Genomic DNA, 12,151 nt, shown 5'->3' on the forward strand with positions numbered 1-12,151 from the left:
ACTATGAAGAAGGAATTTAAAGTCAAGACACCTTTATATAGTAAATGTATAGAAGTGCCTAAGATTATTGATAAGGCTACAGGTATACATATTCTAAGCCGTTTTGTCAAAGCGATTATCTTTACTACTGATGTTGTAGTGATTAAGAATAATAATGCTGATGCGATTATGGCTGTTTATCCTTTTACACCACAACCTATACTCTCCCATGCCTTAGCCACAGTAGCTAATATGCCATTGATGGTGGGGATAGGTGGAGGAACTACTCAAGGGGATAGAGTAGTAGAGCTTGCTTTAGATGCAGAATTTCAAGGGGTATTAGGGGTAGTATTGAATGCTCCCATCGATAATAAGACTCTATCAGCTGTACGGCAGGCTGTAGAGATTCCTATTATTGTTTCTGTTGTATCTACTAAAAGGGTAGAAGAGAGGTTGAAGAATGGAGCTGATATTCTCAATGTCTGTGCAGGAAAGGATACAGTTGAAGTAGTTAAATATATTAGAGACAGATATCCTGATGTTCCTATTATGGCTACAGGTGGTTCAAGTGATAAAGCGATAGAAGAGACTATCGATGCAGGTGCGAATGCTATCGTTTATACACCTCCAACTACAACTCAATTGATGAAGGATTTGATGGCAACTTATCGGACTTAATTTCAAAGCAGGCAGCTGCCTGCTTTTTTAAATTATTAATAGAGTAATAGTTTATCAAAAATAATGGTGATTAAAGCTTGATTGATTGAGATTTACCATTGTATTTTAATTATCAAAACTATAGAATTAAAGATATAGAGAGCAAAAGGAGGAATATTAATGACAGAGAATACAAAAATTGTATTTGTGGTTAGCATAGGGTTGATAGTATCTTCACTGATTTTAGGAATATTCTTTTATCAGGCTCAAAAAGAAGTAAATACTATAAAGGTAGTAGGACTAGCATCTAGAGCCTTTGTAGCAGATAGAGTTAAATGGAATATAACTATAGAGGAGGAGATTTCAGAAGATAATCTCAAAAAAGGTTATCTACAATTAAAAGATAGTACTGATAAATTAAAAGCAGAGCTGAAAGCAATTGATATCAAGCAAGAAGATATTAATATAAAACCTGTTAATGTCTATAAAGAGTATGATTATATAAATGAAAAAGGTCGAAGTAGCAAAGTTTTTAGAGGTTATAGACTACAACAGCATTTTTATGTTATTTCAGATAAAGTAGAAGAGATAGAAGAACTTAACTTTGATCCAATTAAACTCTTAGATAAAGGAGTTATTATTGAAAATTCTAATTTACAATATTTCTATTCTAAGATTGACCAATTGAAAAAGGATATTATATCTGAAGCAATGGTAAATGCTAAAGAAAGAGCTAATAAAATATTAGAGAATACTGATCTAAGTCTTGGCAAGACAGTATCTATCAAATCTGGAGTATTTCAGATTACAGAACCTTATTCTACTAATGTATCTAGTGGAGGTGTTTATAATACTTCTACTAAACATAAAGAGATTCGAGTAACTGTTCATGCTGTTTTTGAGATAGATTAATTATGTTAGTATGTATAATAGAAGGGCATATTATCTAGAAGTATAAGATGGAATCTACGAAAGTAGGTTCTATTTTTTATTCTGTAGTCTTAATTAGGTTTATTTCAAAGCAACTTGGTTATAATAATTATTAGTTATTAGCTGTATATTTTGGCTAAGAACTAAGGAGGTTAACGATGAAAAGAGGTCAAGAGTTAATAGGATTATCAGTAATGGACTTGGAGATAGGTGAAGAGATAGGCCAAGTAACAGATGTATTCTTTGACCATCAATTACAGAGTATATTGGGCTTGAAGATAAAGAAAAAAAAGGGAAGAGGTCAAGACTTTATTCCCTATGAGAAGTTATATAGCTTAGGTGAAGATATGGTTGTCATAAAGGATAAAAATTGTATCGGTGAATGTCAAGAGAGATATCAGAGCTTAATAGATGAAGGTGAGGTTATTGGACATAAGGTGATCAGTGACCAAGGAGAAGAGTTGGGTATGGTTGAAGATATACTCCTTAATGATAATGGAAAGTTGGTTGCCTATGAACTAAGTGAGGGCTTAATTCAAGATATTTTGGAAGGAAGAGAGACTTTGACGATAGATAATACTGTTAGCTATGGGAAAGATGCAATTATAGTCGAAAGTTCAAAGAGGTTGCCTTAATAGGAGGGATGAGGTTGGGAAATCAAGAGAAGAGGGGTATTTTGTTATTAATCATCTGTCTGGCTTTCTACTTCTTCTATCATGTTAGAGTTATCCTACTCCCTTTTATATTGGCAATACTGTTGGCTTATCTAATAAATCCCTTGGTCGAGGAGCTGATTGATCGTGGACAGCCCCGGATTGGAGCATTAATCTTTATCTTTGGTCTCTTTATAACTATCTTTTCTTTTATTTTAATAACCTTTCTGCCAGCAATTATTGATGAGCTAGATGTGTTAGCTCATAGATTGCCTGATTATGCTATGAGGCTAGAGAGCTTGATAGATAAGGTCAATATTAAGTATCAGCGAATTGATCTTCCTGATACTGTAACTACTATCCTAGACAAGTCTATTAATAGATTAGAAGAGAATACATTGGAGTTTATCCAGAAAACCAGTGGAGTACTTTTAGGATTATTATCTAGAATGTTCAGTTTAATAATGGCCCCTATTCTTGCTTTTTATCTACTAAAGGACTTAGAAGTGATTAAAGAGTTTTTATGGTCTTTAATTCCTAAAAGAAGAAAGAAGGGAATTAAAGTTCTGCTAGGAAGGGTAGATAGGTCATTATTTGGATTTTTTAAAGGGCAGCTATTAGTTAGTTTGCTAGTTGCTATTCTCTCTACCATTGGTTTATATTTATTGAATATTAAATTCTATCTAATCATTGGAATAATAGTGGGAATCTTTAATATAGTCCCTTATTTTGGTCCGATTTTGGGTGCTCTACCAGCAGTTATAATAGCCAGCTTTAGTTCGAGCAAATTGGTTCTTATGGTTGTACTACTCTTTTTTGCCATTCAACAGATCGAAGGTGGGGTTATTGCTCCCAAAATTATGGGAGAAGAGGTGGGCTTACATCCTATAGTCATTATCTTCTCACTTTTAGCAGGGGGAGAACTTCTTGGAATTATAGGGATGTTAATTGCTGTTCCTATTGCTGCTATCATTAAAGAACTACTGCGATATATAATTTATGAACTACTAATCTCAGTTGACAATAGATAGCATTTTTAGTATGATAATTGTTAAGATTATATTTTCTTAGCTGTGAGTAATTTTGGTATTTTAATATAAAAGTGTTATCATATAAATTAGGCTAAAATCTAGCTTTAAGATAATTTTAGCTAGATTTTTATCTATTTTATAAGAGTCTTTATTTAGTTGAGTTCAAGATTAGATTTAAACTTATTGTTTACGGGAGGTTTATTTAGATGAAGAGTAGTGAGGTAAGAGAGAAATTTTTAAAGTTTTTTGAGAGTAAGGGTCATAAATTACTACCAAGTGCACCTTTAGTTCCTCAAGATGATCCTACATTATTATGGATTAATGCAGGAATGGCTCCTTTTAAGGATTACTTTAATGGTAGTGCTATCCCACCTAAGCGTAGAGTAAGCACATCTCAAAAATGTATTAGAACAAATGATATTGAGAATGTAGGAAAGACTGCTAGACACCATACCTTTTTTGAAATGCTAGGAAACTTCTCCTTTGGAGATTACTTTAAGGAAGATGCTATTAACTGGGCTTATGAATTTTTAACTGAATGGATGAACTTTGACCCAGATAAATTTTGGGTATCTATTTATAAAGATGATGATGAAGCTTTTGAAATTTGGACCAAACAAGTAGGTTTCCCTAAAGAGAGAATAGTTAGAATGGATAAAGATGAGAACTTCTGGGAGATTGGAACTGGTCCTTGTGGTCCTTGTTCTGAAATTCATTATGATCGTGGAGTAGATTATGGCTGTAGTGATGACTGTGAATTAGGCTGTGACTGTGACCGTTATTTAGAGATTTGGAATCTGGTATTTACCCAGTATAATAAGACTGAAGATGGTGAATACTTGGAGTTACCTAATAAGAATATAGATACAGGGATGGGACTGGAAAGAATAGTCTCCTTATTACAAGATGCTCCAACCAACTTTGAAACAGATTTGTTTATGCCAATGATAAATTACATAGCTGATAATGCTGATGTTAAATATGGAGATTCTAAAGAGACAGATATGGCTTTAAAGGTAATTGCAGATCATATTAGAAGTATCAGTTTTGCTATTGCTGATGGTGCTTTACCATCAAATGAGGGCAGAGGATATGTGGTAAGAAGAATTCTAAGAAGGGCTGTTCGCTATGCAAAGGTATTGGGCTTAGAGATTCCTTTCTTACATACAATTGTACCGATAGTTGTAGAGGTAATGGGAGATCATTACTCTCAATTAGTAGATATGGAAGAGCAGATTAAAAAGATTGTTAAGCAAGAGGAGATTAGATTTGAAGAGACTTTAGAGCAGGGAATGGATATCTTAGAAGAAGTAATTGCTGAGTTGAAGAAGAAGGATGCTAAGGTTATTCCAGGTGATAAAGTATTTACCCTTTATGATACCTATGGTTTTCCTAAGGAGTTAACTGAAGAGATAGCAGGGGAGCAGGGCTATGAGATTGACCATGCTGGCTTTGAAAAGTCTATGGAAGAACAGCGTAACAGAGCTAGAGCTGCTCGTCAGGATTATGACCAAGGGCATAGTGAATTAGAGTTATATAAAGCTATTAGAGAAGAGCTAGGACAGGATGATTTTGTAGGCTATGAAGAGTTTGAAGTAGAGACAGAGGTCCTATCTTTAGTTAAAGACCAACAGAAAGTAGAAGAGGTAGCTGTTGGGGACAAGGCTCAGGTTATCTTAGCTAAGACGCCTTTCTATTCTGAAGGTGGTGGACAGGCTGGAGATCAAGGAATTATTATTAACACTAATGCTCAATTAAGAGTAGTAGATACTCGTGAGATTGCAGAGATGACAGTTCATGAGGTTGAAATAGAAGAAGGAGAGCTAAAGGTCAATGACCAAGTTCAAGCAATCGTTAGTGGAGAGTTAAGAACTGCTACTGCTAGACATCATACTGCTACTCACTTATTGCACAAAGCCTTAAAGGAGTTTTTAGGAGAGCATGTAAATCAGGCAGGTTCTTTGGTTACACCGACTAGACTCCGTTTTGACTTCTCCCACTTTGAAGCTATTAAAGAGGAAGAGCTAGAGAAGATAGAGGCTAGAGTAAATGAACAGATCCTAGCAAATTTAGTAGTAGATGCTAGAGAGATGCCAATTAAAGAGGCTAAAGAGCTAGGAGCTATGGCCTTATTTGGTGAAAAATACGGAGAAGAAGTACGTGTGGTAACTGCTGGAGATTATAGTATTGAGCTATGTGGGGGAACCCATGTTAGAGCTACAGGAGAGATTGGACTATTTAAGATTCTCAATGAATCTGGAATAGCAGCAGGTGTTAGAAGAATTGAAGCTGTAACTGGTCATGAAGCTTTAGATTATGTTAAAAAACAGGAAGATACAATTCGTACTATTGCTGATAAATTGAAATCTTCTCCTAAGGAAGTGGTAACTAAAGTTGATAGTCTACAGTCACAGATTAAGGAGTTAGAAAAAGAACTTACAAGTCTAAAGGATAAGCTAGCATCATCACAATCAGGGGATTTAATCTCTGAAGCTGAGGAGCTAAATGGCATTAAGACTATCTTACACAGCATCGATGGAATAGATGCTGATGGATTAAGAAAGATGGGAGATAATCTTAAAGATAAGTTAGATTCTGGTATTGTGGTCTTGGCTTCTAAATTAGATGGAAAGGTAATCTTTATTGCTATAGTAACTAAGGATTTAGTTAAAGCAGGGTACCATGCTGGAAATATCATTCGTGAAGTTGCCAAGGTTGCTGGTGGTGGTGGTGGTGGTCGCCCAGATATGGCACAAGCAGGTGGAAGTAAACCAGACAAGATAGAAGAAGCTTTAGCAAAAGCTAAAGAGCTAATATTAGCAGAATAATCTTTCTAAACCTCAGGGGTATATACTCTTGAGGTTTACAAATACTATCTATTATAATTGAATAATAGATAATGGGATATTTTTTAATTTGGTAGTTAGGTAGTTTGAGGATAGGTAGTTAGGTCAAAGCTAACCATCCAACCACTTTACCCACTCAATAGCCAAATTCTCGCAATATACCCATTCATCATTATTAACTATATCTAAATTTAATTGGGGTAGTTTATAAATCTCAGTTAGTTGATAAAGGAAAAATAATCTGTATAAAGAATAGCTATAATAGGAAAACTATAATATAAGTGTTGAGGTGAAAAACTAATGAGTGATTTTGATAAAACCATGATGTTTAGAATGGACAATGAAAAAGACACTGAAGTAACTAAGGCTTTAAGAGATGTTTATGTTGCTTTAGAAGAGAAAGGATATAATCCAATCGATCAGATTGTTGGATACATATTATCAGGAGATCCTGCTTATATTACAAGTCACAAGCAGGCTCGTAGTAAGATGAGAAAGTTTGAAAGAGATGAGATCATTGAAGAGCTGGTTAAAAGTTATTTGAAGTAATGCTACGGAGTGATTAAATGAAAAGAACTGTTTTCCTATTAATGGTTTTGATTATGATATTCTCTATACAGATAAAATCTGAAGCTATAGAGAAAAACTTTGTAATTTTTGTAATGGATGGCGTCAGTTTGTCAGAAATAAAGTCTGCTCAAACACCTAATTTAGATTCATTAATAGATGCTGGAGCTATTGCTTTGACCAATACTAGAACTGCTGGATCTTTAGAGCCAAAGGATGCTTATTTGACCATTGGAGCTGGTGATCGGGCAAGAACTGGTGTCTCTGCTTATTTAAACTTTAATATTGATGAAGATTATAAAGGTACTAATGTCAAAGAACTTTATTCGATGAGAACAGGAAGATTAGATTTTGAAGCTCAAATGCTTAATATAGAGTTAGCTAGATTGATAGCAACTAATGAAAAAAGTGATTATCAGGCCAAAGTAGGTCAGCTGGCAGATAAATTAGCTGAAAAGTCCTTAACTTTAGCTGTACTAGGTAATGCAGATATTTGGCAACAGCCACGCAGACACATAGCTATGTTAGGAATAAATAAATATGGTCTTATCTCTAAAGGGGATATTGGTCAGAAAATGCTCTTAGCATCTGACCAATATCCTTCTGCTTATATAACTAACCAAGATTATTTATTGGATAAATTCGATAAATTAGTAGATCAGACTGATCTATTAATTATTGAGTCAGGTGATACTTCCCGAGTAGAAGCGGTTAAGAGCTTATTATTAGAAGAACGTTTTTTAGCAGAGAAGAAGCGGTCAATTGAACGGGTAGATAAGCTCTTAGGAAGAGTAAGTAGGAGGTTAGATTTTAACCGAGATTACTTATTTGTACTTATCCCTACTCCATCTAAAAGAGCAGTTGCAGAGGGGGAAAAGCTATCTTTATCACTATTGGTCGGTCCTGATAGTAAAGGTTTACTAAGATCAGCTACAACAAAAAGGGCAGGTTTGATAAGTAATTTGGATATAGCACCGACTATCTATAGCTATTTAGGCGGACAAGAGGAGACCTTTACAGGTTCAGCGGTAGAAGCTGTTTCTTCTAATAAATCTATCGATTATCTAATTGGCTTAAATCAGAGAATAGAGAAGACCTTTGCTTGGCGACCTATCTTGATTAAGGGGTTTATTTTATTACAGATAATTACACTTTTTTTAGTTGCTTTTATCATACTTTATAAAAAGTCATCGGAAAGACTGAAGAAGGTGGTCAAGTATCTGCTACTTAGCTTATTATGGATACCTTTGCTCTTTCTTTTATCGAAATATTTCTTAGCCTGGAATCTAATTTTAGTAATCTTATTTATTATCTCTTTAAGCTTCTTATTAACCTATTGTCTATTAAGGCTTACTAGGAATGAATTAATTCATATTTGGGTTATTTCAACTCTGACTTGGCTCTTATTAGCAATTGATTTATGGACTGGTGCTAATTTGATTAAATTATCAGTCCTAGGTTATTCACCAGTAATTGGAGCTAGATTTTATGGTATTGGAAATGAATTTATGGGGATAATTATTGGAGCAGGAATTATCAGTTTGACTATCTTTAAAGAGTTTAGAAAAGGATTCTCTCTAAAATTATTAATACTATCATTTTTCTTTTTGATAGTAACGGTGGGGCATCCTAACTTAGGGGCCAATTTTGGTGGTTTGATCACAACAATAGTTGTTAGTAGTGCTACTTACTTTTATTTAAAAGGTTATAATTTAAATTTAAAGGTATTATTTAAAATAACTATTATCCTGGTAGCTATTGTCTCTTTAATTGTTTATTTAGATACTCAAGGTGTTGGTGCTAATCAGACCCATCTTGCCAATACTATAGCTGAGATTAGAAGAGAAGGTTTGGGTACTTTAATCAACATTATCTATCGTAAAATCAGTATGAACTTAAAGCTGTTAAGATGGACTATTTGGACAAGGGTACTCTTATCCTTTGTAATTATCTTAATTATTCTCTTTAAAAGGCCTAGAGGGGTGATTAGAGATATCATTGATAATTATGGAGATTTAGCTGCTGCCTTTAAAGCTTTAATAATTGGAAGTATAGTTACGATGGTGGTCAATGATTCAGGAGTTGTTGCTGCTGCCACCTTACTCTTATTCCCTATCTTTACTCTGCTTTATTTAGTATTAAATAGGATAAATAATCGATAAAATTATTATTTAAAAGAAGGAATTCAACTCTTGATGGATAATTTTGTAATATCAGGAGGTGTTTTCTATTATCATGATTTTTAATAATTTTTTCAAAAAGGAGACAAAACTAGATTATCAGCATCGTATAGCTTTAGATATTGGTACAGAATATGTCAAGGCTATGATAGTAAAATTTAATCAGAATAACTCTGAAATTATTGGATATAGTAGGGTGAAGCAGGATTATATTAACATGGAAGGTGGAGCTATCTCCAATATTGAAGAGGTAATTAAAATCTGCCATAAGGCTATTGAAGAAGCTGTAGCAATGGCAGATTATAGTCCTACTGAGATTGTGATTGGAATTGCTGGTGAATTTGTCAAAGGAATTGTTACTCAGATGAATCATACTAGGTCTATACCTAAAAAGAAGATCAAGAGAAAAGAGATAGATGCTTTGGTCAAGAAAGCTCAAAAATCGGCTTTAAAATCTGTTCAACAGGAGTTATTAGAGGACATAGGCTTAGAGAATATCAAAGTAGAATTGGTCAATTCTTCTGTAGTGGAGATGAAGATAGATGGTTATAAAGTTACTAATCCTGAACAGTTTCAAGGAAAGAACTTAGAGGTGACTGTCTTTAATACCTTTGCTCCTTTAGTTCATGTAGGTGCTTTAGAGACGATAGCTTTAAGACTAGGATATAATCTAGTAGGTATAATTGCAGAGCCCTTCTCTATTGCTAAAAGTATTATGAGCAATGAAGCTTATGAATTTGGGGCGATTGTGATAGATATTGGAGGAGGGACTACCGATATTGCTTTGATTAGAAATGGGGGTATAGAAGGGACTAAGATGTTCAGTTTAGCGGGCAGGGACTTTACTAAAAGTTTGGCTAGAAATTTCAACTTAACTTTAGAAGATGCTGAAAAGCTAAAGGTTGCTTATTCTAGTTCAGAAAGTGAGCTACCCAGCAAAGAGATAGAGGCAGTCTTAAAGCCTGATCTTGATCTATTATATGAAGGTATTGAAGTGGCTTTAGCTAGTTTGGCTAAGTCAGAGGCCTTACCTCAAAGAGTCTATCTCTGTGGTGGAGGTAGTGCTTTAAGTGGTTTATTTGATGGGATTAGACAGAGGAAGATGTATGAGAATCTACCTTTTTTCAAAAGACCAGAGATTAGGTTATTGGAGGCTCAAGATATCGAGGGGATTGAAGATAAGGTGGATCTCTTGAAGGGAGCAGAAAATGTAACACCAAAGAGCTTAGCTTTGCAGTCAACTAAGGTCAAAGAGGTTGAAGATCATAGTATATTCCAGAAGATAGTGGCTAATTTTGGTTAGGGGTGAGAAGTTTGGAAAATTATATTAAGCTCTATATAGACCCTGATGAACCATTAAATTCATTTTTAGATAAGATTAAATCGGCAACAGAGAATAAGATAGTAGTTATAGTACATAGAAATTCACCAATATTTGTTGGTCAGGTAAATATAGAGTTGATTAAAAAGTATGGGCAAGAAGCAGATAAAGAGTTAATCTTTATAACAAATAATAAGAAGACTAAAAATATCTTGTCAAGGGTAGGCTTTGAGGTCTATTCTAAATTAAAAGACTTTGAAGAGAGTCTAGATCAACTAGAGGCAGATATAAATAAATCGGAAAGAGAGTCATTATTTACTTTAAATCAGTATTCGACAGCTAAAAAGAAGTCTAAGAAGAGAAAAAAGCTACGAAAGGGATTAGTTGTTGCTACCCTATTATTAACAGCAATAGTCTGGGTCTACTTTGCTTTTCCTGTAATAACTGTTGAGATTCAACCATCTATTAAGGATAAGGTGTTGGTCAGTCAGATTAGAGCTTTAGAAGATCTGCCAACTATAGATTGGGCTACAAGTACAATCCCATTAATTAAAAAGGAAGTAAGCATAGAAGAAGAGGTAATTTTTCCAAGTACTGCTACTAAAGAGATAGGTATTAAGAAAGCAACAGGGGTTTTAACTCTAATCAATAGTAATCGGAAGAATGTAACTATAGCAGCAGGAACTGTAGTCAGTACAAGAAATGGAGTAAAATTTAAGACTAAGGATAAGGTTGTTGTTCCATCAGCAAAAGTAGAGAAGTTTATGGATGTAGTTGTAGGTGTAAATGCAGGAAGAGCTGAGGTCAATATCGAAGCATTATATAAAGGGGTTCATGGTAATGTTAGCAAAGGAAGAATAGTCAATTTTGTTAATAAAGATTATGCTATAAAGATAATCAATCCAGAAGCAACTTATGGTGGGCAGAATCAATTGGTCAAGGTGGTTTCCCAAGCTGATTTAGACAATGCCTTAAAACAAACTAGGGTAAAACTATTAGAGAAAGCTAAAGAAGATTTAAAGAATAAATTTGATGCTAACCTTGTCTTTTTTAAAGATGAAAGTAAGGTTGCTGAACCTAAGTTTCAGACAAATAATAAGGTTGGGGAGATAACAAATCAGCTAGTAGTTAAAGGAGAAGTTAAAATTACAGGTTTTGCAGTAGAAAAAGAAGGATTAAAGAGTTTAGTATTTAAATTATATAAGGATAGCCTTGAAAATAAATTTGTCCTTAATAGACCACAGATCACCATTAAAGAGGTTGAAGTCGATAAGGTAGCTAAGAATGAAATTGATTTTAGAGTTAAGAGTATAGGACAAGTTGCAGGGAAGATTGATAAAGACTATATTGTTAATCAGATATTGGGCAAGAAGGTAGAAGAGGCTAAAGCATTAATGGATAATATGTTAGAGATAGATAGTTATCAGATAAAACCTGTCAATCAAGTCAATTTACCACAATTTAAATATGGAATTAATTTAGTGATTGATGGAGATACTGGGTACAGCAATTGAGGGGAGTAACTAAGATGAAGATTATGGGCTTAGATGTTGGAGATGTGAGAACAGGGGTTGCAGTCAGTGATGCTTTGGGTTGGACAGCTCAGGGAAAAGAGGTAATAAAATCTAAATCTTTAGAGGAAGATATAGAATATATTGCCTCTTTGGTGGAAGAATATAATGTAGAGAAGATTGTAGTGGGTCTGCCTAAAAATATGAACGGCTCTCTAGGACCAAGGGCTGAAAAGGTTCTAAATTTTGTAGAGAACCTAAAGAATAGGTTAGATTTACCGATAATAACTTGGGATGAAAGGTTATCCACAGTAGCAGCTGAAAGAACTTTAATCCAAGCTGATTTAAGTAGAAAGAAGAGAAAAGAAGTTATTGATAAGATGGCAGCAGTAGTAATTTTACAGAATTATTTAGACAGTATAAATTAGCTATCGGCGATTAGCTAACAGCTAATGGCTAAAAAAGAAAACAGAGGT

General features: G+C 34.2%; 10 protein-coding genes. All 10 read left to right on the forward strand.

What is annotated here, in order from left to right; genetic code table 11:
• The first annotated feature begins 3 nt into the window (after positions 1 to 3).
• The 10 genes from BX659_RS15920 (at position 4) to ruvX (ending at position 12,103) form a co-directional block, all read left to right on the forward strand.
• Positions 4 to 657, forward strand: a complete 654-nt coding sequence (locus BX659_RS15920) for a hydrolase (protein ID WP_097019272.1) — start codon at positions 4 to 6, stop codon at positions 655 to 657.
• A gap of 159 nt (positions 658 to 816) precedes the next feature.
• Positions 817 to 1,548: an SIMPL domain-containing protein gene (locus BX659_RS15925; protein WP_097019273.1), complete on the forward strand. Its 732-nt coding sequence runs from the start codon at positions 817 to 819 to the stop codon at positions 1,546 to 1,548.
• Between the two features lie 176 nt (positions 1,549 to 1,724).
• Positions 1,725 to 2,201: a PRC-barrel domain-containing protein gene (locus BX659_RS15930; RefSeq protein ID WP_097019274.1), complete on the forward strand. Its 477-nt coding sequence runs from the start codon at positions 1,725 to 1,727 to the stop codon at positions 2,199 to 2,201.
• A gap of 14 nt (positions 2,202 to 2,215) precedes the next feature.
• On the forward strand, positions 2,216 to 3,250 hold the full coding sequence (locus BX659_RS15935; RefSeq protein WP_253250803.1) for an AI-2E family transporter: 1,035 nt from the start codon (positions 2,216 to 2,218) through the stop codon (positions 3,248 to 3,250).
• 206 nt (positions 3,251 to 3,456) lie between these two features.
• Positions 3,457 to 6,078 carry an alanine--tRNA ligase gene (alaS, locus tag BX659_RS15940; RefSeq protein WP_097019276.1) on the forward strand — a complete coding sequence of 874 codons (2,622 nt, stop codon included), beginning with the start codon at positions 3,457 to 3,459 and terminating at the stop codon, positions 6,076 to 6,078.
• 318 nt (positions 6,079 to 6,396) lie between these two features.
• Positions 6,397 to 6,645 carry an IreB family regulatory phosphoprotein gene (locus BX659_RS15945; protein ID WP_097019277.1) on the forward strand — a complete coding sequence of 83 codons (249 nt, stop codon included), beginning with the start codon at positions 6,397 to 6,399 and terminating at the stop codon, positions 6,643 to 6,645.
• A 17-nt stretch (positions 6,646 to 6,662) separates the two neighbouring features.
• Positions 6,663 to 8,825, forward strand: coding sequence for a hypothetical protein (locus BX659_RS15950; protein WP_097019278.1), 2,163 nt, complete (start codon positions 6,663 to 6,665; stop codon positions 8,823 to 8,825).
• Between the two features lie 73 nt (positions 8,826 to 8,898).
• Positions 8,899 to 10,146 (forward strand): cell division FtsA domain-containing protein, encoded by a 1,248-nt coding sequence (locus BX659_RS15955; RefSeq protein WP_253250804.1) that lies wholly within the window; start codon positions 8,899 to 8,901, stop codon positions 10,144 to 10,146.
• 11 nt (positions 10,147 to 10,157) lie between these two features.
• Positions 10,158 to 11,678 (forward strand): baseplate J/gp47 family protein, encoded by a 1,521-nt coding sequence (locus BX659_RS15960; protein ID WP_097019280.1) that lies wholly within the window; start codon positions 10,158 to 10,160, stop codon positions 11,676 to 11,678.
• Positions 11,679 to 11,692: 14 nt separating this feature from the next.
• A complete protein-coding gene (gene ruvX, locus BX659_RS15965; RefSeq protein WP_097019281.1) occupies positions 11,693 to 12,103 on the forward strand; it encodes a Holliday junction resolvase RuvX in 411 nt (136 codons plus the stop codon).
• Positions 12,104 to 12,151 lie beyond the last annotated feature (48 nt).

Source organism: Orenia metallireducens, from assembly GCF_003001995.1.
GTDB classification, from domain to species: domain Bacteria; phylum Bacillota; class Halanaerobiia; order Halobacteroidales; family Halobacteroidaceae; genus Orenia; species Orenia metallireducens_B.